Below are 18,626 nucleotides of genomic sequence, written 5' to 3'. Positions count from 1 at the left end.
GCGATGAATATCGATATGACCTCCCTCGATGGACAGTCGGCCGGTACGGTCGAATTGTCCGATGCGATCTTTGGGCTCGAGCCGCGCCCGGATCTGATCGCCCGCATGGTGCGCTACCAGTTGGCCAAGCGTCGTGACGTGGCGCACGAGACCATGGGCCGCGCGGACGTGTGGCGCACCGGCAAGAAGATGTACAAGCAGAAGGGCACGGGTTCGGCTCGTCACGGCTCGGCGCGCGTTCCGCAGTTCCGGGGCGGCGGCAAGGCTCACGGCCCCGTTGCGCGGTCCTTCGCGCATGACCTTCCAAAGAAGGTGCGGGCGCTCGCGCTGAAGCACGCCCTTTCGGCCAAGGCCCGAAGCGGCGAGATCATCGTGTGGGACAAGGCCTCGCTTGACGAGGGCAAGACGAAGCTCCTGAAGGAGCGGTTTGGCGTTCTGGGGCTGACCAACGCCCTGATCATCGACGGCGCGGAACTGCAGCAGAACTTCTCGCTCGCGGCGCGCAACATTCCGCAGATCGATGTGCTGCCGGTGCAGGGCATCAACGTTTACGACATTCTGCGTCGCCAGAAGCTGGTTCTCACCCGGGCTGCCGTGGACGCTTTGGAGGCACGCTTCAAATGAGCCACGCACTGACCCATTATGACGTCATCGTCGCCCCGGTCATCACCGAGAAGGCGACTCTGGCGTCCGAACTGAACCGCATGACCTTCAAGGTGCACAAGGACGCGACCAAGCCGCAGATCAAGGCGGCGATCGAGGCCTTGTTCAACGTCAAAGTCGAAGGCGTCAACACGCTCGTCCGCAAGGGCAAAACGAAATTCTTCCGTGGCCGCCGGGGTACCCAGGGCGACGTGAAAAAAGCGATCGTGCGCTTGGCCGAAGGCCACTCGATCGACGTCACCACGGGCCTCTGAGGAGAGGGCAAGGAACGCTGTCATGGCACTGAAAACATTTAAGCCAGTCACGCCAAGCCTGCGCCAGCTGGTGATGGTTGACCGGTCCGGTCTCTACAAGGGCAAGCCGCTCAAGACCCTCACCGAGGGCAAGTCGGAGGCCGGCGGCCGTAACAATACGGGTCGGGTCACGGTCCGGTTCCGGGGCGGCGGTCATAAGCAGACCTATCGCATCATTGATTTCAAGCGGCGCAAGCTCGACATCCCGGCGACGGTTGAGCGGCTGGAATACGATCCGAACCGCACGTCCTTCATCGCCCTCATCAAGTATGAGGATGGCGAGCAGGCCTACATCATCGCGCCACAGCGCCTGAATGTCGGTGACAAGGTCGTGGCCGGCGCTCAGGTCGACGTGAAGCCAGGCAATGCCATGCCGCTAGCGGCAATTCCGGTCGGCACGATCGTGCACAACGTCGAGATGAAGATCGGCAAGGGTGGTTCGATCGCCCGGTCGGCCGGCACCTATGTGCAGATTGTCGGACGCGACCAGGGCTATGTCAGCATCCGGCAGGCGTCCGGCGAGACGCGTCTCATTCACGGCCAGTGCTTTGCCACGATCGGTGCGGTCTCGAACCCCGATCACATGAACATCAGCCACGGTAAGGCGGGCCGGTCGCGCTGGCTCGGGCGTCGTCCGCATAACCGCGGCGTCACCATGAACCCGATCGACCATCCGCACGGTGGTGGTGAAGGACGCACATCGGGCGGCCGTCACCCCGTGACCCCGTGGGGCAAGCCGACCAAGGGTAAGAAGACGCGCACCAACAAGCGGACGACGACATTCATCGTGCAGTCCCGTCACAGCCGCAAGAAGGGCTAATCCATGTCACGCTCGATCTGGAAGGGTCCGTTCGTCGACGGGTATCTGCTGAAGAAAGCCGATACGTCGCGCGCTTCGGGCCGCAGTGAAGTCATCAAGATCTGGAGCCGTCGTTCGACGGTTCTGCCGCAATTCGTGGGTCTCACGTTCGGCGTCCATAACGGTCACAAGCACATTCCCGTGCAGGTGAACGAGGACATGATCGGTCACAAGTTCGGCGAGTTCGCGCCGACGCGAACGTTCCACGGTCATACCGCGGATAAGAAGTCGAAGAGGGGCTAGAGCATGGGCAAGCAGAAAGCACCCCGGACGCTCGGCGAGACGGAAGCCAAGGCGGTGGCGCGGATGATCCGCATCAGCCCGCAGAAGCTCAACCTTTTGGCGCAGCTCATTCGCGGCAAGAAGGTCGACACGGCCCTGGCTGACCTCCAGTTCTCCCGCAAGCGGATCGCGCTCGACGTGAGGAAGACGCTCGAGAGCGCCATCGCCAATGCCGAGAACAACCATGACCTCGATGTCGACGATCTCGTCGTCGCCGAGGCCTATGTGGGCAAGGCGCTCGTCATGAAGCGCTTCAGCCCCCGCGCCCGCGGCCGGGCGGGTCGGATCGAGAAGCCGTTCTCGAACCTGACCATCATCGTGCGCGAAGTCGCGCAAGAAGCGGCCTGAGGACAGGATCATGGGTCAGAAAGTCAATCCGATCGGCCTGCGTCTCGGCATCAACCGGACCTGGGACTCGCGTTGGTTCGCGAACAAGAACGAATATGCCAAGCTGCTTCATGAGGACATGAAGATCCGCGAAGTGCTGATGGGCGCCCTGAAGCAGGCGGCTGTCTCGAAGATCGTCATCGAGCGTCCGCATAAGAAGTGCCGCGTCACGATCCAGTCGGCACGTCCGGGTGTGGTGATCGGCAAAAAGGGCGCCGACATCGACAAGCTCCGCAAGATGGTGTCGAAGCTCACGACCTCGGAAGTGGTGATCAACATCACGGAAGTGCGTAAGCCCGAGATCGACGCGACGCTGGTCGCCGACTCGATCGCGCAGCAGCTCGAACGCCGCGTCGCGTTCCGTCGCGCCATGAAGCGGGCCGTGCAGTCGGCCATGCGGCTCGGCGCGCAGGGGATTCGCATCAATTGCTCGGGTCGCTTGGGCGGCGCTGAAATCGCTCGCCTCGAATGGTATCGCGAAGGTCGGGTGCCATTGCACACGATGCGCGCCGATATCGACTACGGCGTGGCGACGGCGAATACGGCCTACGGCACCTGCGGCATCAAAGTGTGGATCTTCAAAGGTGAGATCCTCGAGCACGATCCGATGGCCCAGGACAAGCGGATGGCTGAACTCGACCAAGCGGGTGGCGGTGGCGGTGAGCGCCGTCGGCGTGATCGCGACAATCGCAGCGCGGCCTGACCGCAGCGCATAAGAACAGAGAAACAAACCCATGCTGCAACCCAAGCGAACAGTCTTCCGAAAGGCGTTCAAAGGCCGCATCAAAGGCGCGGCCAAGGGCGGCTTCGAGCTCAACTTTGGCCAGTTTGGCCTGAAGGCGCTTGAGCCGGAGCGCGTCACGGCACGTCAGATCGAGGCGGCCCGACGTGCTTTGACCCGTCACATGAAGCGCGCAGGACGTGTGTGGATTCGGATCTTCCCGGATCTGCCGGTTTCGAAGAAGCCGACCGAAGTCCGCATGGGTAAAGGCAAGGGCGCCCCTGAGTTCTGGGCGGCCCGGGTCCATCCCGGCCGCATCATGTTTGAACTTGATGGCGTGCCGGTGGAAACAGCCCGCGAAGCGCTGCTGCTCGCGGCCGCGAAGCTGCCGATCAAGACCAAGTTCATCCAACGTATCGCCGAATAAAGGAGACAGGTGATGAAATCCACGCAGCGCCTGTCCGACATCAAGGTGATGACGGAAGACCAGCTTTCGGAAGAAGTCCTGAAGCTGAAGAAGGAACAGTTCAATCTCCGCTTCCAGCGCGCCACAGGCCAGCTGGAAAACAGCTCTCGCGTTCGGGTGGTTCGCCGCGATATCGCGCGGGCGAAAACCTTCGCTGCGCAGAAGCGCAGCGTGAAGAACGGGTGAAGCGATGCCGAAGCGAATTTTGCAGGGCGTTGTCGTCAGCGACAAGCAAGAGAAGACAGTGGTCGTGAAGGTCGAGCGCCGCTTCACGCATCCGCTTCTGAAGAAGACCGTCCGCCGCACCAAGAACTACCATGCGCATGACGAGAATCGGGTGTTCAAGGTCGGCGATATGGTGTCGATCGAGGAAACGCGTCCGATTTCGAAATTGAAGCGCTGGGCGGTTTTGCCGTCTGCGGCTGGCGGATCGAGCGAGACACAGGCGTAAAACTCGTGTAAGAGGCAGGCCTTCAGCCTGCTTTCAGGTCAATTTGTCCCTCCTTTGCGAGAGCAGGGGAGGGCGTGTTGCTTGTGAAAGGTGAGGTCGAGGCTCTGCCCCACGACCGCATTCGGCACCTTGCGGTGCCACCTTCCCCGTTCGCGGCGGAAGGAGGGGCGGAATTCCTAGGTCGGGTGACCGGCGCGGGACAACAATCATCTGAGTTTCCCTCCGCCGCCTCGCTGCGGTGGGGTCCGGGAATATTGAAAGGCAAATGCCATGATTCAGATGCAGACAAACCTGGACGTCGCGGATAATTCCGGCGCGCGCCGCGTTATGTGCATCAAGGTGCTGGGTGGTTCCAAGCGGAAGTACGCCGGCGTGGGTGACATCATCGTCGTCTCCATCAAGGAGGCTATTCCACGCGGTCGCGTGAAGAAGGGTGATGTGATGAAGGCCGTGGTGGTGCGAACCGCCAAGGACATCAAGCGTCCCGACGGGACCGTGATCCGTTTCGACACGAATGCGGCCGTGCTGGTGAACAACCAGTCGGAGCCCGTGGGAACCCGCATCTTCGGACCGGTGCCGCGTGAACTGCGCGCCAAGAACCACATGAAGATCATCTCGCTCGCCCCGGAGGTGCTGTAATGGCCGCCAAGATCAAGAAGGGCGACAAGGTCGTCGTGCTGGCTGGTCGCGACAAGGGTCGCGATGGCGAAGTGCTGGAAGTCTTCCCCAAGGAAGAACGGGCTCGCGTCGGCGGCATCAACATGGTGAAGCGCCATACGAAGCAGAGCCAGACGGAGCAGGGCGGCATCATTTCGAAGGAAGCCCCGATCCATCTTTCGAACCTCGCGCTGGCCGATAAGAACGGCAAGCCTGTTCGTGTTGGGTTCAAGATATTGGAAGATGGCCGCAAGGTTCGTGTTGCGAAGAAGTCGGGAGAGTTGATCGATGGCTGAGGCTCAAACCGCCAAGCGCGCGAGTTCTGCGCCCGCGCCCGGTAAGATCGCTCGTGGTTCGGTCGGCCAGTTCGACACGTCGATCGCTGCCGCGCCGCCGGAAGGCTACACGCCGCGCCTAAAGAAGCTCTATCTCGATGAGATTCGCCAGAAGCTGATCGAGGAGTTCGGCTACAAGAACGCGCTCGCCGTCCCGAAGATCGAAAAGATCGTACTGAACATGGGCGTTGGCGAAGCTGTGAGCGACACCAAGAAGGTGTCGACCGCAGCCGCTGACCTTGCCCTGATCGCCGGTCAGAAGCCCGTCATCACGCATGCCCGCAAGGCGATCTCGACCTTCAAGGTGCGTGAGAACATGCCGCTCGGTGCGAAGGTCACCTTGCGACATACCCGCATGTATGAGTTCCTCGACCGGCTGACGACGATTGCTCTGCCTCGCGTCCGAGACTTTCGTGGGCTGAACCCGAAGAGCTTCGATGGCCGCGGCAATTATGCGATGGGCATCAAGGAACACATCATTTTCCCTGAGATCGACTACGACAAGACGGAGTCGGTGATCGGGATGGACGTGATCATCTGCACCACGGCGAAAACCGACGACGAAGCGCGTGCGCTTCTGCGTGCATTCAACTTCCCGTTCCGGCAGTGAGCTTCACCGAAGTTCAGACGCGGACACCAAGGAAAGACTGATGGCAAAGAAAAGCTCGATCGAAAAGAACAACAACCGCAAGGCACTGGTGGCGCGGTTGGCGCCCAAGCGCGATGCCCTGAAGAAGACCGCCGCAGACCAGAGCCTGTCGATGGAAGAGCGTTTCGAGGCCCGCCTGAAGCTCGCGGAAATGCCGCGGAATTCTGCGGTGACTCGGATCCGCAACCGTTGCGAGGTCTCGGGTCGCTCGCGTTCGGTCTACCGTAAGATGAAGATGTCGCGCATCGCGTTGCGGGAGTTGGGCAACAAGGGCCTGATCCCCGGTCTCGTGAAGTCCAGCTGGTAAGGGAGCGCAGCCATGTCGGTGAATGATCCCCTGGGCGATATGCTCACCCGCATCCGCAATGCCGGAATGCGCAAGAAGGGCAAGGTGTCGACTCCCGGCTCCAAGCTTCGTGCCAACGTGCTCGACGTGCTGGAGCAGGAAGGCTACATCCGTGGCTATTCGCAGACCGACCTCGGAAATGGGCGGACCGAATTCGATATCGAGTTGAAGTATTTCGACGGCCAGCCGGTCATCAAGGATATTCAGCGCGTCTCCAAGCCCGGCCGTCGCGTCTATTCGGCCGTCGATCAGATGCCGCGCGTTGCCAACGGCCTCGGCATTACCATCATGTCGACGCCCAAGGGCGTCATGGCCGATCACGTCGCCCGCGAGAACAACGTCGGCGGTGAAGTCCTCTGCAAGGTCTTCTGACCACGGCCGATAAGGAATTGAACAATGTCTCGAGTCGGTAAGAAGGCCGTGCCGGTGCCGAAAGGCGTCACGGCCAAGGTCGAAGGCCAGAAGGTATCGGTCAAGGGCGCGAAGGGCGAATTGTCCTTCGTGGTCCATGACGATGTGTCTGTCGAATTCGCCAATGATGAAATCAAGGTCGATCCGCGCTTTGAAACCAAGCGCGCTCAAGCCCTTTGGGGCACGTCCCGGGCGATGATCAACAACATCGTGACGGGTGTGAGCGCGGGGTTCCAGAAGCGCCTCGAAATCACGGGCGTGGGCTACAAGGCGGCTGTCGCGGGTAAGAACCTGCAGCTGTCCCTTGGCTATAGCCATGATATTACGTTCCCGATCCCCGATGGGATTGCGATCGTGGCTCCGCGCCCGACCGAACTCGCCATCAGCGGGATCGACAAACGCGCCGTCGGCCAGTTGGCCGCGGAAATCCGCTCGCTGCGTCCGCCGGAGCCCTACAAAGGCAAGGGTGTCAAATACGCTGGCGAGTTCATCTTCCGCAAGGAAGGCAAGAAGAAGTAAGGAGGCCGTCATGACGAAATTGGATCCGGCGGCCCGACGCGCAAACCGCGTCCGCCGCGCCATCAAGGCGACAGGCCGATTGCGCCTTTCGGTGCACCGTTCCTCGAAGCAGATTTACGCGCAGATCATCGACGACGCCAAGGGTGAAACGCTGGTGTCCGCCTCCTCGTTGGAGAAGGCAAATCGAGAGCAGCTCAGGACTGGTGCGAATATCGAGGCGGCGAAAACTGTGGGCGAGCAGCTTGCAAAGAAAGCGGTCGAAAAGGGGATTGCCGAGGTCGTATTCGATCGCGGCCAATACATGTACCACGGTCGCATCAAGGCCTTGGCCGAGGGCGCACGTGAGGGTGGACTGAAGTTCTAGCAGGCGTTCTCTGCGGAGACCTTCAGACGAGGCTGCTTTTGTTATCCAGGAAGCCCGCGACTTCGGTCTGCGGGCTTCTTTCGTTTCGCCGGCCAACGCGTCGACGGCGAGGGTGGCATTGCTTGCAAGGAAGCCGAAGCCAAAATGGACGTCATTGGCGTCTTGATTTCTCCTCGATTCGCGCTTACGTGTTACATATCGATTCTAGGCTGAACGTTCAGGCCTTCGCGTTTCAAACCTAGTTTGTACGCTTGCTATGACCTCCTCCGACTTATCGACATAGCCCTAGCTGGGAGAATATCCCGGTTAGATCTTTAACCTATGCCAACAAGGAGTTCGTCATGAGCACCGGCACAGTCAAGTGGTTCAACCCGACCAAGGGTTTTGGTTTCATTGAGTCGTCCGAGGGCGGCCAGGACGTTTTCGTCCATATCAGCGCTGTCGAGCGGGCCGGCATGGCTACCCTGAACGAGGGCCAGAAGGTCAGCTACGAACTCGTCGCCGACAAGCGCACGGGTAAGAAGTCGGCGGATCAGCTTCAAGCATTGTCGTGATTCTTTCCCTGTCCGTCACTGATGCAGTGGCGGCGGGGTATGTGTTTCACTAGAATGCAATAGAGGGAGCTGGGAGTGATCCCAGCTCTTTTTTAGTTCAGACCACCTTGGAGATCTCGTGCAAGTTCTTGTTCGTGACAACAACGTCGATCAGGCCCTGAAGGCGCTTAAGCGCAAGATGCAACGCGAGGGCGTGTTGCGTGAGCTGAAGCGTCGGCGTGCCTATGAGAAGCCTTCGGAAAAGCGCGTCCGTGAAGCTGCCGAAGCGGTCCGTCGTGCTCGCAAACTGGCCCGCAAGCAGGCTGAACGTGAAGGTCTGGTGCCGGCGCGCAAGCGTCCTGAGCGCCCTGCTTTTCCGGGTCGTGGCCCGTCGACCCCGATGGCAGCCTCTTCCCCGTTTGGTAGCCGTTAGACGTTCTGAAGTCGCGACCTGGCTTGCACCGACCGCGCTGCGTCGGCATCGGTGCACCATAATTCCACGCGGTCGTGCTTTCCGTTCTGACGGTTTGGCGACTGCGAGGCTCCGTATCAAGCATTGAGGGAGGAACCCGGTGTCCAAGGAGCAACGCAGCAACAAGGAAAAGAAGAAGCCGAAGAAGGACAAGCCTAAGGCCGAAGCGGCGGTGTCGCCTTTCGCTAAGGGGCAGACGGGTCAGAGCACCTCTAAGAAGGGCTGAGATCCGGCTTTCTGGCGAACGGCTCTTGAGCAGCCAGCAGGATCCGGGCGGCTCGATTCACGAGGTTGCGAAGTTTTAGGCATCTCTCTCGCGAGAATGGCCTCAATTTATAATTGAGTTATCGGCGGGCCTATGCAAGGGCATAAACCCGCGATCCTTACGGCTCCCCGCGTTGCGCGCGGGCAGCGTTTTGTGTCGATCGGGTTGGCGCCCTGCAGGGCCGGGCCCTTCAACCTCATTTCACCGCGATCCCCGCCGTCAGGCCGCCATCGATCAGATAGTCGCCACCCGTGCAGAAGCCGGCGCGTGGCCCGGCCAAAAAGGCGATCATCTCGGCCACCTCCTCGGCTTCGGCGATGCGGCCGAGAGGATGCGCGTCTCCGAAGCGGCGGAACACCGCGTCGAGATCGGCATCGTCCCCGTCGAAATGCTTCGCCGCGACCGCCAACATGGGGGTTCGTACCGATCCGGGGCTGACCGAATTCACACGAATCTTGTCCTGCGCGTGGTCGAGCGCCATGGCGCGCGTGAGGGCATGGATGGCGCCCTTGGTGGCCGCATAGGCAGCAACCCCTTTCTGGCACGCGTGTCCTTGGACAGACGCCAGATTGACGATGGATCCTCCGCCGCGCTTCCGCATCTCCGGGATCCCGAAATGCCCCGTGAGATAGATCGAGCCGACATTGACGCTGAAGCAGCGTGTCCATGTTGCGATATCCGTGTCCTCGACCGTTCCGAACGGATGGATCGCGGCCGCATTGACCAGGATGTCGAGGCCGCCGAAACGCTCAACCGCCCGTTGAACGCAGAATGCGACCTCGTCTGGCACGGACATATCGGCCCGCTGAACTTCCACGGGAGGAACTGTCGCCCGCAGCGCTTCGTTTGCCGTCTCGTCGATCCCGCATGCGAGCACGTTTGCACCGGCCTCGATCAGCCGTCGCGCGGTTGCTGCCGCGACCCCGGATGTGCCGGTGATCAGCGCAACTTTGCCTTCCATGTCACGTGGCATTCACTTGCTCCTTGGGTCGAACTACATCCGGCATGAAGGCGGGACGCCCATTTGGCAAGACCGGCCGACGCCCACGTCACGGCGCCGGATGCGCGGCGGCGGCCAGTGGGGCATCGACCCGCGGGCGAGCGCCGCGCGGTGGTGCCTTGACCCGGAACCAAGTCACATAGAGGGCGGGCAGGAAGAACAACGTGAGGAAAGTGGCGGCCACGATTCCACCGATCATCGCGTAGGCCATGGGACCCCAGAAAACCTGCGGGGCGATCGGGGCCATGCCGAAGCTGGCCGCCGCCGCCGTCAGCAGAATGGGTCGCATGCGGTGCTGCGTTGCTTCCACGACCGCCGTCCATTGATCCTTGCCTTCCGCCAGCACCTCGTCGATCTGCGCGATCAGGATGATCGAGTTGCGGATGATGATGCCAATGAGCGCCAGGATGCCCAGGATGGCGACAAAGCCCATCGGTTTGCCGGACAGAAGAAGGGCGGCCACGACGCCGATGAGTCCGAGCGGCGCCACGCTGACCACCAGAAATAGTTTCTGGAAGCTCTGCAGCTGCACCATGATGAAGAACGCCATGGTGAGCAGCATGATCGGAGCTACGGCCACGATCGGTCCCTGACCTTTGGCGCTTTCCTCGACCGCGCCGCCGGTCACGAGCTTGAAGCCATTCGGCAGCTTGGCCGCGAACTCGTTGATGGCGGGTTCGAGCTGTTGCACCGCTGTGGCGGGCTGGGTCACGTCGTGCATGGCGGCCCGAACCGTGATTGTCGGCAGGCGGTCGCGGCGCCAGACGATCGGGGGTTCGAGATCATAGTGGAATGTCGCAAACGAGAGGATCGGGACCACCTTGCCGGTGCTGGTCGAGATCTGGAGGCTCTGCAGCGTCTCGATCCGGTTGCGCTCGCTGGCCTGGGCACGTCCGACCACGTCGATCAGATAGATGCTGTCGCGGATCTGGGTGATCGACGAACCGCCCACGATGCCGTTGAGCACCGTCGCCACATCTGACGAAGTGATGCCGAGCTGGCGGGCTTTGTCCTGAGCGATGTCGAGCCGGATCACCTTACCGGGCTCGTTCCAGTCGAAGGTCGGGGATTCGAGGTGTGGGTTGCCGCTCATGAGCTTGGCGAGGTCGAGGGCTTTTGCGCGGAGCAGCGGGATGTCGGGTCCGCTCAAGCGATATTGCACGGGACGCCCGACCGGCGGACCGAGATCGAGGGGGTGGATGAAGACATCCGTACCGACGAAATCATCCGCGGCGATCTTCTGCAGCCGCGTGAGAACGCGGCCGCGCGCCTCAATGGATTTTGCAACGACGACCATCTGGCCGAAGAACGGATTGGCGAGCTGTTGGTCGAGCGGCAGATAGAAGCGGATCGCTCCCTCGCCAACGTAGGAGCTCCAGCTTGAAATGTCCGGATCGGACGCGAGATTCGCCTCGAACCGATCCATCTGGGCCTTGGTCTCGAAAATGGAGCTGTTCTGCGGCAGCGTCATGTCGACGAGCAGCTCAGGCCGGTCGGCGGCGGGGAAAAATTGCTGCTGCACGTGGGTCATTCCGACGATCGCGGCCGCCAGCAGAGCGAGACAGCCGAGGATCGTGACCCATCGCAATCGCATGGCCCCGATCAGCATGGCCGCGAAGACCCGCGCCACCAGGCTGGGCTTGCTATGGTCATGATGCTTCATGGTCTTTGGCAGCAGCTTCACGCCGATCAGCGGCGCGAACAGCACGGCCACGACCCAGCTGATGAGAAGCGATGCCGCGATGACCACGAACAGTGAGTAGGTGTACTCGCCCGCGCTGGACCCGTTGAAGCCGATCGGGATGAAGCCCGCGACTGTGACGAGTGTCCCGGTCAGCATCGGGATCGCGGTCGACGTGAACGCGAAGGTTGCCGCCTTGGTGAGCGTGTCGCCCGCTTCGAGCCGCGTCACCATCATCTCGACCGTGATCATCGCGTCGTCGACCAAAAGGCCGAGCGCGATAATCAGTGCGCCGAGCGAGATGCGCTGCAACGAGATACCGAAATAATGCATCACCACGAAGGTGACGGCGAGCACGAGCGGAATCGAGAACGAGACCACGAGGCCAGCCCGGATGCCGAGGCTGATGAAGCTCACGACGAGCACGATGAGCACAGCTTCGAGCAGGGCTTCCGTAAAGCCGCCCACCGCCTCCTCGACGATCCTCGGCTGATCTGAAACGAGGTGAATGCCCACCCCGATGGGCAGCGTGCCCTCGATCTCGCGCATCTTCGCCTTCAAGTCTTCGCCGAATTGCAGCACGTTGCCTGAGGCGATCATGGCGATGCCAAGCCCAATGGCGGGCTTGCCGTCGACACGGAACAAGGGGTCCGGTGGGTCCTTGTAACCCCGCGTGATGGTGGCGACGTCGCTCAGGGGAAAAAACCGATCGTTGACCCGGAAGTTCAGTCCCTCGAGGGCCTGCTCGGACTTGAACCCCCCACTGACCCTCAAGGAAATCCGCTCGGGACCGGATTGGACAACGCCGGACGGGGTCACGGCATTCTGGTTCTGCAAGGTCTCGATCAGCGATTGCGTGTTCAAACCCAGCCCGGCGAGCTTGCGGGTCGAAAAGTCGAGGAAGACGACCTCGTCCTGCGCGCCGATCACCGTCACCTTGCCGATGCTCGGAACGGTCAGGATCTCGGAGCGGACCTGTTCGACATAGTCCCGCAACTGACGTTGGCTGAGGCCGTCGGCCGTGAACGCATAGATGTTGCCGTAGACGTCGCCGAATTCGTCGTCGAAGCCGGGCGGTTTGACGCCGCTCGGCATTGTGTTTTGGATGTCCTGGATGTGTTTGCGAATCTGGTAGAACTGCCAAGGCACATCCTTGGGCTTGGTCGTATCCTTCAAGTTGACCATTATAGTGGTCTGACCGGGCGTGGTGTAGCTCTTCGTGTAGTCGATCGAATCGATCTGCTTGATCTCTTTCTCGATCCGTTCGGTGACCTGGTTCAGCATTTCGTCGACGGTCGCGCCGGGCCAATTCTGCACGATCACCATGGTCTTGATGGTGAATGGCGGATCTTCTTCTCGGCCCAGGCTTTTGTAGGCCATGAAGCCCGCGATCGCCGACACGATCATCAGGAACCAGACGAAGGACCTGTGATTCAAGGCCCATTCCGACACATTGAAGGACTTCACGCGGATCCTCCTCCTATTGCTCGGTGAGTTTGATGGGCTGTCCCTCGGACAGCGAGTGGACACCGGCGACGATCACGCGATCGCCGGTCTCCAGTCCGGATGTCACGGTGACGCGATCAGGGTCCCGGTCCCCCAACGTGACCGAATGAAGCTGGGCGTGACCGTCGGCGGCGATCCACACGCTGGTCTTGCCGTCCTGCTCCAGAATTGCGCCCGCGGGCAGTTCGATCCGGGGCTTTTGACCCGCGCTGACGGCGATCTGCACGGTCGTGCCGAGCCGGAAGGACTCCGGCGGATCGTCGAGCGTGAGACGGATGCGGCGTGTGCGGGTCGCTGCGTCGGACTGCGGCGCGATCTCTCGGACAGTGGCCCACCCGGCGATGTCGGGATTGACCAGGAGCGAGACCTGAAATCGCGCATCTCGCGCAAAAAGCGCGACGCGCTCGTCGGGGACGTCGAACACGGCGTCGCGAGGGTCTGGCCGGGCGATCGTCACAGCGGTTTGGCTTTGAGCCACCACCTGTCCGACCTCGGCCGACCAGGAGGCCACCACCCCGTCATAATCGCTCTTCAGCACCGTATAGCCGAGCTGTTCCTGCGCTTTCTGCAGGGCCGCCGTGACTTGATTGACCCGCGCCTGCGCACTGTCACGCGCCGCTGTGGCGGAATCCAACTGCGCCTGGCTGGCGCTGCCGGTCTTGATCAGTTCCTGCTGCCGACCGAAAGTCGCGGCGGCGTTGGCCAGAACCGCCCGGGCATTCGCGAAGTCGGCTTGCGCGGAGACCACGGCGAGGCGGGGCACGGTCGGGTCGAGGGTCGCCAATTGCTGGCCCTTGCTGACCCGATCACCCACATTGACGTCGCGCGAGATCATGCGGCCGGTCATCTGAAACCCGAGTTGCGCCTGGTAGCGGGGCTCCACGCTGCCCGTGAGACGCGTCGCCGGCGCAATGGTCGGCGCGACCACGAGGCTGAGCACCGGCCTGATTGGTGGTGGCAGGTCCTGCTTCTTGTCGCACCCAGCAAGCGACAGCGCTGCGAAGAGAACGATCGCGGATCCTGCGCGCAGGTCCATGTCGATCATGGCGCGCGCTCCTGCACGGGATCGACGGTTTGACCGGGATAAAGCAGCTGAACGCCGGCTGTCACCACGCGCTGCCGGCTCGAAAGTCCGTCGGCCAGAAACACGGATCCGGTCATGTAGCCGCGCACCGTAACGGTTTTCAGCGACACTCTGTTCTGATCGTCAAGCACCCAGACGGCGGGCTTGCGGTCGATCTCGAAGAGTGCGCTCCAAGGCAGCACGACGGACATTTTTGCTTCCCAATGAGCCCGCCCCACGATGACGGCGCCGAGTGTCATCTCCGGTGGGGTCGTGTCGAGGCCGATCTTCACCGTCACCGTGCCGGTCCCGGGATCGACAAGGGGGGAGATCTCCCGCACCGATCCGGTACAGTGGATCTCAGGGTTCGCCTGCAAGGCGATATCGACGGACTTGTCGCTGGGCGGGGCTGTGAGCAGCGTCTCCGGAATTTCGAAGACCGCGTCACGGGGGCCGTCCTGCGCCAGCACGAAGGCGGTCTGCCCCGATTGCACGACCTGACCCGCCTCGATGTCGCGCGAGACGATAATGCCGGATTGGCCCGCCTTGAGTTCCGTGTAGCTTTGCTGCTCGCGGGCGGTGTTCAGGGCCGCCTGTGCTGCATTGACCTGGGCGCGAGCGGTATTCAGTGTCTCCTGCGCCTGATCGAAGCTTGCGCGCGTCGTGTAGCCGCTGGAGAGCAGGCTCTGCTGGCGGCCAAAGGTGAGTTCCGCCTGCTGCAATTGCGCCTTGACGGAGTCGAGGGCGGCGGTCGCGTTGTCGACGTCGGCCTGCTGTTCGACGGGATCGAGGGAGGCGAGTACGTCGTCGGGCCCGACATGCTGCCCGACTTCCACCCGGCGCGTCGTCACTTTGCCGTTCACCCGAAATGCGATGTTGGTCTGGATCCGGGGTTGGATGGTTCCTGTCAGAGCAAGATCGGGGGAAACCCGTTGTTCCACAGGAACGGCGGCTCGAACACGGACCAGGTCCGCCCCCGATCCGTCGGCCGAGGCCGCCCTGGTCAAAGTGCAGAACGCCGCCAGCACCGCGCCCATGTGCTTCAGCACGGCGCAGGGCCGTCCAAAACTTCTGCTCACGGGTCCCTCCTTGTGCATCCCGCAGGCGCATTCGCAATTGTCAGCAGGGTCATATCGCGATACAATAAAACCGTCTAGTTGGTTTTTTTAAGGATGGCTAATGCAAGCGCGGAGCCTTGTCACGCTCGAAAAGATCGTTGCGGCGGCAGAAGCTCTGATCGCCCGCCGTGGGATCGGCAGCCTCACCATGGACGCCGTCGCGGCCGAAGCCGGCCTGAGCAAAGGCGGCGTCTTGCATCATTTCCGCACCAAGGAAGAGCTCGTCACGAACCTGGCGCTTCGCAAGCTGAAAGCCGTTGAAGCTGGCATCAATCGTGAAGCCCAAGTGCTCGGCGGACAACCGGGCAGCACTTTGCTTGGCATGGTCGAGCATGCGTCCAAACAATTCGGCCTGGACGAGGGGTTTTCGCGAGCCCTGCTGGTGGCGGCGGTCGAGAACTCCTCGTCGCTTGAACAGTTTCAGGCGATGTTCCACAGCGTGCTCGAGGACGTTCAACGCGAGAGCGCCGATCCGCCATTCGGGATGGCCTTGCTGTTTGCCGTCATCGGCATCCAGGTGTCGCAAACGCTCGGGTTTTCGCAACTCGCGCCGGAACAGGCTCAGACGATCTTCGCTGCCCTGCGGACAGCCGCACAGCCATTGGGCCGCACGGACGAGTGTCAGCCTTAGCCGACCGGACCGTCATCGCCGGGCGATCCCCGGTGGCGAACCGCTTCCGCTGTACCGGCAGAGGGCCGGTCAGCTCTTTGGGGGGATGAATGTGATGTCAGCGATGATTGTTCGAACACTCTCCGCGGGATGTCTGGCGGCACTGGCCTGCCTGGCGCAGTCGGCCTCAGCGCAGGCCGCCGGTCCCTTCGCCAATCTTCCCGGCGCCTGGTCGGGCGGCGGCACGATCTCCATGACCGACGGTCACAACGAGCGTATCCGCTGTAAAGCGGTCTACGAGGTGGCTTCGGGCGGGCTCGCCCTGCATCAGGGTCTTCGATGCGCGAGTGACAGCTATAAGTTTGAAATCACAAGCAACCTGCAAGCGGAAAACGGGCAATTGTCCGGGACGTGGAGCGAGGAGACCCGGCAGGTCACCGGCGACGTGACCGGCCAGGTCAATGGCAACGACATCTCCACATTCGTGAGTGGGCTCGGGTTTTCGGCCCGTCTCAACGTGACCACCCGGGGCAACGCGCAGGCCGTGTCCATCACCCCGGAGGGCACGGACATCCGTGCTGTTCGCATCGAACTCAGGCGGCACTGACGCCTTGCGTCTCTGATCAGAAGCCTTCGGGTCCACCATCGGACCTCGGGTCGTGTGTGGCTTCCAGACGGCCGCCCGGAAGCCGCAAGACCGCGCCCGCGTGGCCAAAGGCTTCCGCATAGGGCTCGGGCCGGATCGTGACAGCGTGGCCGGCTCGTTCGAGAGCCGCGACGACCGAAGGGTCGAAGCGATCTTCGAGATGCGTTGCGGTCGAGTCCGCCCCCCAGGTGCGGCCCCACAGGAAGCGGGGTGCGTCGACCGCATCGGCCAACCCCATGCCGAGCCGGTAGCGCGAGAACACCTGCGCCTGGAACTGCGGCTGCCCGTCACCGCCCATCGTGCCGTAGGACAGGACGCGGCCATCATCGAAGGCGGCGAGCGGCGGGTTCAGCGTGTGGAACGGATAGCGTCCCGGCATGAGCGCATGCGGCGAGCGCTCGTCGAGCGAGAAGGCGACGCCGCGGTTCTTCATGAGAATGCCGGTCCGCGGCAGCACGCATCCGGAGCCATATTCCCAGTAGATCGACTGGATGAACGACACCGCGAGGCCGGAGGCGTCGATGGCCCCCATCCAGATCGTATCGCCATGCCCGAATTTGACAGGCAGCAGCATCGAGCGGTTCGTCTTGATGCGCGCCGCTTCGCGCTCGATCGCCTGCGGCGTGAGCCAATCGGCGGGATCGCCCGCGTAAAAGCGCGGGTCCATGCAGACGTGATCGCGGATCGCGAGGCCGATCTTCGAGGCTTCGATCAATCCGTGAAGATGCTCGAACGTCTCCCCGCGCTTGACGGCGAGCCGCTCGAACAGCCCGAGGATCAGCAACGAAGCCAGCCCTTGCGTGGGCGGCGCGGTATTGTAGACCGTGCAGTCGGCGAGGCGGATGCTGAGCGGTTTCTGCCAGCGCGCCTCGAAGCGGCTGAAATCCTCACGCGTCAAGGAGCTGCCGATGCGCTCCAGGTCGGCCGCCATCTCGCGAGAGATGTCGCCGCGATAGAAGTCGCGCAAGCCCGCGTGGGTGAGCTGTTCGAGGGTGGCCGCGAGGGCAGGCTGCCGTCGCAACGTGCCGGCCGCCGGTGTTTTGCCGTCGACGAGGAAATGCTCCGCAAAGCCTGGTGCCGCCTCCAAGGCCGCGCGCTCGTTCGGCACACCGCAGGCCTCGGAACGCGATACCGGCACACCTTCGCGCGCCTGGGTGATCGCCGGCCCAAGCAGGCGGTCGACCGGCAGCGTGCCGCCGAGTGAGGTCGAAAGGTCGAGAGCCGTGCGCCAACCGTCGACCGTGCCGGGCACCGTCAGGGCGGCATCCGGGCCACGCGCCGGGATCTTGTCGAGATCCTTGTCGTGGTAGCGCTTGATCGTCGCGGCCTGCGCGGCAGGGCCGCCGGCCAGGATCGTCCGGACGGTTCCGAGACCGCCGCCGCGTCCCGCCTCGCCGATCGTCCAGAATCCGTCGCCGCCGAGCCCGTTCATGTGGGGGTAGACCACCGCGATCGAGGCCGCCATGGCGACCATCGCCTCGATGGCATTGCCGCCCTCGATCAGCACATCGCGCCCGACCTGCGCCGTAAGCGTGTGCGGGGCCGCGACGGCCGCGTGCGAAAAACTCGGGGTTTCAGTCATGCTAGGCTCCGGCGGATGAATCGCGGCCCGGGTACCGGTCCCAGGCAATGGATTCGGCGAGATCATAACGCAAAGTGGCTGCAACAGCGCGAGTGGACCGCGCTTGAACTCGATCGCGGGCGATTGGGTCTCTCAGGATCTTCGCGGAGCTTCGTGTAACATATGACGCAATGGAGAGTGTTATGCCGCGTCAGGCTCAGGATGCCACACGGCCTTCCCGGCGTATGGCAAGCTATCTACAACGGATGCAAAAGCGGATGATGCGCTGTTGTTGCGCGTCAATCGTGCGCTTGCCTTATCCCTGAGCATCGTCTGAGGCTTCACCCCCGGCTTGACCTTCATCGGTCATCCGCCGCAATCCGCGGATCGAGGTTGCACCATGGGGCTCGCCGCTCTGCGTAGACCTCCACGGTCGGGTCGGGAAAGTCAGGATCGGTAAACGCGCCGACCGGCACCGAAATCATGCCGGGCCGCGCGTCAATGTCGTAGAACACCGTTGCGCCGCAGGAGGGGCAGAACCGAAAGCGGTTCTGCCTGCCGGAAACAGCGATGCGGACAAAGGTTTGGAACGGGCCTTCAGTTCGCACTTGGTCCGCCAGAAAGGTCACATTAACGGAAAAAGCGCTGCCGGTGCGCGCCTTGCAGGCAAAACAATGACAAACGGAGATGCGCACCGGTTCACCCGTGCAATGCGCGCGCAACTCCCCGCAGGAGCAATGGGCGAGCCGCTCCGTCATGCCACTCTCC

27 protein-coding genes are annotated in these 18,626 nt (G+C 62.4%); 21 read left to right on the top strand and 6 right to left on the bottom strand.

What is annotated here, in order from left to right; all coding sequences use genetic code 11:
• Positions 1–3 precede the first annotated feature (3 nt).
• From rplD to M8523_RS15785, 19 genes are all read left to right on the top strand, one after another.
• Positions 4–624 (top strand): 50S ribosomal protein L4, encoded by a 621-nt coding sequence (gene rplD / locus M8523_RS15875; protein ID WP_282585864.1) that lies wholly within the window; start codon positions 4–6, stop codon positions 622–624.
• Complete coding sequence (locus M8523_RS15870; RefSeq protein WP_282585863.1) at positions 621–917, top strand: 50S ribosomal protein L23; 297 nt, start codon at positions 621–623, stop codon at positions 915–917. Before rplD ends, M8523_RS15870 begins: the two co-directional genes overlap by 4 nt.
• Positions 918–939: 22 nt before the next feature.
• Entirely contained in the window at positions 940–1,776 is an 837-nt protein-coding gene (gene rplB, locus M8523_RS15865; protein WP_282585862.1) for a 50S ribosomal protein L2, read from the top strand.
• 3 nt (positions 1,777–1,779) lie between these two features.
• Positions 1,780–2,058 carry a 30S ribosomal protein S19 gene (gene rpsS / locus M8523_RS15860; protein ID WP_282585861.1) on the top strand — a complete coding sequence of 93 codons (279 nt, stop codon included), beginning with the start codon at positions 1,780–1,782 and terminating at the stop codon, positions 2,056–2,058.
• 3 nt (positions 2,059–2,061) lie between these two features.
• Complete coding sequence (gene rplV, locus M8523_RS15855; protein WP_282585860.1) at positions 2,062–2,445, top strand: 50S ribosomal protein L22; 384 nt, start codon at positions 2,062–2,064, stop codon at positions 2,443–2,445.
• 10 nt (positions 2,446–2,455) lie between these two features.
• The gene (rpsC, locus tag M8523_RS15850; protein WP_282585859.1) at positions 2,456–3,187 is read left to right on the top strand and encodes a 30S ribosomal protein S3; all 732 of its coding nucleotides are present in this window, start codon (positions 2,456–2,458) and stop codon (positions 3,185–3,187) included.
• A gap of 31 nt (positions 3,188–3,218) precedes the next feature.
• Complete coding sequence (rplP, locus tag M8523_RS15845) at positions 3,219–3,632, top strand: 50S ribosomal protein L16 (RefSeq protein ID WP_282585858.1); 414 nt, start codon at positions 3,219–3,221, stop codon at positions 3,630–3,632.
• Positions 3,633–3,644: 12 nt separating this feature from the next.
• Positions 3,645–3,857 (top strand): 50S ribosomal protein L29, encoded by a 213-nt coding sequence (gene rpmC, locus M8523_RS15840; RefSeq protein ID WP_282585857.1) that lies wholly within the window; start codon positions 3,645–3,647, stop codon positions 3,855–3,857.
• 4 nt (positions 3,858–3,861) lie between these two features.
• Positions 3,862–4,122 carry a 30S ribosomal protein S17 gene (rpsQ, locus tag M8523_RS15835; protein WP_282585856.1) on the top strand — a complete coding sequence of 87 codons (261 nt, stop codon included), beginning with the start codon at positions 3,862–3,864 and terminating at the stop codon, positions 4,120–4,122.
• Positions 4,123–4,392: 270 nt separating this feature from the next.
• On the top strand, positions 4,393–4,761 hold the full coding sequence (gene rplN, locus M8523_RS15830; protein ID WP_282585855.1) for a 50S ribosomal protein L14: 369 nt from the start codon (positions 4,393–4,395) through the stop codon (positions 4,759–4,761).
• On the top strand, positions 4,761–5,075 hold the full coding sequence (gene rplX, locus M8523_RS15825; protein ID WP_282585854.1) for a 50S ribosomal protein L24: 315 nt from the start codon (positions 4,761–4,763) through the stop codon (positions 5,073–5,075). The genes rplN and rplX overlap by 1 nt, the downstream gene beginning before the upstream one ends.
• Entirely contained in the window at positions 5,068–5,724 is a 657-nt protein-coding gene (gene rplE, locus M8523_RS15820; RefSeq protein ID WP_282585853.1) for a 50S ribosomal protein L5, read from the top strand. Before rplX ends, rplE begins: the two co-directional genes overlap by 8 nt.
• 40 nt (positions 5,725–5,764) lie before the next feature.
• Positions 5,765–6,070, top strand: coding sequence for a 30S ribosomal protein S14 (rpsN, locus tag M8523_RS15815; protein ID WP_282585852.1), 306 nt, complete (start codon positions 5,765–5,767; stop codon positions 6,068–6,070).
• A gap of 12 nt (positions 6,071–6,082) precedes the next feature.
• The gene (gene rpsH, locus M8523_RS15810) at positions 6,083–6,481 is read left to right on the top strand and encodes a 30S ribosomal protein S8 (protein ID WP_282585851.1); all 399 of its coding nucleotides are present in this window, start codon (positions 6,083–6,085) and stop codon (positions 6,479–6,481) included.
• 24 nt (positions 6,482–6,505) lie between these two features.
• Positions 6,506–7,039, top strand: a complete 534-nt coding sequence (rplF, locus tag M8523_RS15805) for a 50S ribosomal protein L6 (protein WP_282585850.1) — start codon at positions 6,506–6,508, stop codon at positions 7,037–7,039.
• 10 nt (positions 7,040–7,049) lie between these two features.
• A complete protein-coding gene (gene rplR / locus M8523_RS15800) occupies positions 7,050–7,403 on the top strand; it encodes a 50S ribosomal protein L18 (protein WP_282585849.1) in 354 nt (117 codons plus the stop codon).
• A gap of 341 nt (positions 7,404–7,744) precedes the next feature.
• Positions 7,745–7,957, top strand: a complete 213-nt coding sequence (locus M8523_RS15795) for a cold-shock protein (protein WP_282585848.1) — start codon at positions 7,745–7,747, stop codon at positions 7,955–7,957.
• Between the two features lie 118 nt (positions 7,958–8,075).
• Positions 8,076–8,369, top strand: coding sequence for a 30S ribosomal protein S21 (gene rpsU, locus M8523_RS15790; protein WP_282585847.1), 294 nt, complete (start codon positions 8,076–8,078; stop codon positions 8,367–8,369).
• Between the two features lie 139 nt (positions 8,370–8,508).
• The gene (locus tag M8523_RS15785) at positions 8,509–8,634 is read left to right on the top strand and encodes a hypothetical protein (RefSeq protein WP_282585846.1); all 126 of its coding nucleotides are present in this window, start codon (positions 8,509–8,511) and stop codon (positions 8,632–8,634) included.
• Between the two features lie 235 nt (positions 8,635–8,869).
• Here the strand turns inward: M8523_RS15785 and M8523_RS15780 are convergent, their stop codons facing one another.
• The 4 genes from M8523_RS15780 to M8523_RS15765 all read right to left on the bottom strand — a co-directional run bounded on the left by M8523_RS15780 (position 8,870) and on the right by M8523_RS15765 (position 15,002).
• Positions 8,870–9,646, bottom strand: coding sequence for an SDR family NAD(P)-dependent oxidoreductase (locus M8523_RS15780; RefSeq protein ID WP_282585845.1), 777 nt, complete (start codon positions 9,644–9,646; stop codon positions 8,870–8,872).
• A 76-nt stretch (positions 9,647–9,722) separates the two neighbouring features.
• The gene (locus M8523_RS15775) at positions 9,723–12,821 is read right to left on the bottom strand and encodes an efflux RND transporter permease subunit (protein WP_282585844.1); all 3,099 of its coding nucleotides are present in this window, start codon (positions 12,819–12,821) and stop codon (positions 9,723–9,725) included.
• A 13-nt stretch (positions 12,822–12,834) separates the two neighbouring features.
• A complete protein-coding gene (locus M8523_RS15770; protein WP_282585843.1) occupies positions 12,835–13,905 on the bottom strand; it encodes an efflux RND transporter periplasmic adaptor subunit in 1,071 nt (356 codons plus the stop codon).
• On the bottom strand, positions 13,902–15,002 hold the full coding sequence (locus M8523_RS15765) for an efflux RND transporter periplasmic adaptor subunit (protein ID WP_282585842.1): 1,101 nt from the start codon (positions 15,000–15,002) through the stop codon (positions 13,902–13,904). Before M8523_RS15765 ends, M8523_RS15770 begins: the two co-directional genes overlap by 4 nt.
• A gap of 100 nt (positions 15,003–15,102) precedes the next feature.
• Here M8523_RS15765 and M8523_RS15760 point away from each other — a divergent pair, with 100 nt between their 5' ends.
• Together M8523_RS15760 and M8523_RS15755 are read left to right on the top strand one after the other, a co-directional pair.
• Positions 15,103–15,672, top strand: coding sequence for a TetR/AcrR family transcriptional regulator (locus M8523_RS15760; RefSeq protein WP_282585841.1), 570 nt, complete (start codon positions 15,103–15,105; stop codon positions 15,670–15,672).
• 94 nt (positions 15,673–15,766) lie between these two features.
• Positions 15,767–16,258, top strand: a complete 492-nt coding sequence (locus M8523_RS15755; RefSeq protein ID WP_282585840.1) for a hypothetical protein — start codon at positions 15,767–15,769, stop codon at positions 16,256–16,258.
• 16 nt (positions 16,259–16,274) lie between these two features.
• Here the strand turns inward: M8523_RS15755 and M8523_RS15750 are convergent, their stop codons facing one another.
• The gene (locus tag M8523_RS15750) at positions 16,275–17,879 is read right to left on the bottom strand and encodes a gamma-glutamyltransferase family protein (RefSeq protein ID WP_282585839.1); all 1,605 of its coding nucleotides are present in this window, start codon (positions 17,877–17,879) and stop codon (positions 16,275–16,277) included.
• 338 nt (positions 17,880–18,217) lie between these two features.
• Entirely contained in the window at positions 18,218–18,616 is a 399-nt protein-coding gene (locus M8523_RS15745; protein WP_282585838.1) for a GFA family protein, read from the bottom strand.
• Between the last annotated feature and the right edge of the window lie 10 nt (positions 18,617–18,626).

This window comes from Lichenifustis flavocetrariae (assembly GCF_026130545.1).
GTDB classification, from domain to species: domain Bacteria; phylum Pseudomonadota; class Alphaproteobacteria; order Rhizobiales; family Beijerinckiaceae; genus Lichenihabitans; species Lichenihabitans flavocetrariae.
This window is presented reverse-complemented; position numbering and strand designations above follow the sequence as displayed.